The sequence below is a fragment of the Stenotrophomonas sp. 278 genome (assembly GCF_003935715.1).
Lineage (GTDB): Bacteria > Pseudomonadota > Gammaproteobacteria > Xanthomonadales > Xanthomonadaceae > Stenotrophomonas > Stenotrophomonas maltophilia_AH.
Genome location: NZ_RHPP01000284.1, coordinates 1 through 1,450, shown reverse-complemented (window position 1 = coordinate 1,450; position 1,450 = coordinate 1). Strand labels below are relative to the sequence as shown.

Annotated in this window: 2 protein-coding genes; both read left to right on the top strand. The window is 68.9% G+C overall.

Features of this window, described 5'->3' with window-relative positions:
• On the top strand, positions 1-679 hold a 679-nt coding region (locus EGJ34_RS21680), incomplete at its 5' end, for a thioesterase domain-containing protein (protein WP_125362447.1).
• Positions 676-1,437: a 2,3-dihydro-2,3-dihydroxybenzoate dehydrogenase gene (locus EGJ34_RS21675; RefSeq protein WP_125362446.1), complete on the top strand. Its 762-nt coding sequence runs from the start codon at positions 676-678 to the stop codon at positions 1,435-1,437. The genes EGJ34_RS21680 and EGJ34_RS21675, both read left to right, overlap by 4 nt.
• Positions 1,438-1,450 lie beyond the last annotated feature (13 nt).

Here is a 1,450-nt window from a genome sequence, read left to right as displayed (position 1 = left end):
GTTCGGCCTGCAGTCGCCAGCGCTGGATCCGGCCGCGCCACTGCCGCACAGCATCGAGGCGCTCGCAGCGCAGTACGCCGCGCGCATCGTCGAACGGCAGCCTGAGGGGCCAGTGCATCTCCTGGGCTGGTCGGTCGGCGGCATCATTGCCCAGGCCATTGCCGTGCATCTGCAGGCGCAGGGCCGCGCGGTGGGCGCACTGGTGCTGCTGGATGCCTATCCCAGCGAATGCTGGCGGGCAGAACCCGAACCGGACCCGGTGGCCGCATTGCGGGCGCTGCTGGCGATTGCCGGTTACGACCCCGACGGCCATCCGGAGCTGGATACCCGCGAGCGCATCGTGAACTTCCTGCGTCGCGGTGACAGCACACTGGGCCATCTTCCGGACGTCGTGCTGGACGGCGTGGTGCGCGCGGTGACCGGCACCAACCGGCTGATCCGTGAGCATCATCATCGTCGCTTCGATGGCGCACTCACGCATGTGCGTGCGGCGCGTGACCATGTGCGGCGCCCGCAGCTGCAGTCGTCGCTGTGGCAGGCGCACGCAGCACGCGTGGCGTCGATGCCGCTGCCCTTCCTGCACAGCGAACTCACCGGCCGCGATGCGGTGGCCCAGCTCGCTCCGTGGTTGTCACGGCAGCTTTCAGATTTCGATCCAGACAAGGATTCCACGGCATGAAACTGACCGGATTCGACGGCACCGTGGCGCTGGTGACCGGTGCCGCAGGCGGCATTGGCGCAGCACTGGTGCAGCTGCTGCTGGACAGCGGCGCGGTGGTGGTGGCGACCGATCGTGAAGCGCCGGTGCGGGCGGCTCATCCACGCCTGCATGCATACGCGCTGGATGTCAGCGATGCCGCGGCAGTCGATGCGCGGGTAAGCGCAGTGGAGAGCGACCTCGGCCCGATCGGCTTCGGGGTCAACGTGGCCGGTGTGCTGCAGGTGGGTGAAGTGACCGGCATCAGCGATGCGCAGTGGCGCAGTGTGTTCGCGGTCAACACCGATGGCGTGTTCCATCTGGGGCGGGCGCTGGCGCGGGTGATGACGCCGCGGCGGCGGGGGGCGATCGTCACGGTCAGCTCGAATGCGGCCGGCGTGCCGCGCCACGGCATGGCGGCCTATGCCGCGTCCAAGGCCGCCGCCACCATGTTCACCCGCTGCCTTGGGCTGGAACTGGCACCGCATGGCATCCGCTGCAACATCGTGGCACCGGGATCAACGCTGACGCCGATGCAGACCGGCATGTGGGCGGATGACCAGGGCGCGCAGCGTGTCATTGCCGGCACGCCGGAGACCTTCAAGGCGGGTATTCCACTGGGCAAGCTGGCCAACCCTGAAGACGTGGCGCAGGCGGTGATGTTCCTGCTCTCCGACCAGGCCGGCCACATCGCCATGAGCGATCTCTACGTGGACGGCGGCGCAACCCTGCGCGGCTAGCGTGCGGTGCGGC

Coding starts and splice junctions, on each gene's coding strand:
- EGJ34_RS21675 (WP_125362446.1), top strand. CDS start 676: ATGAAACTGACCGGATTCGACGGCACCGTGGCGCTGGTGACCGGTGCC.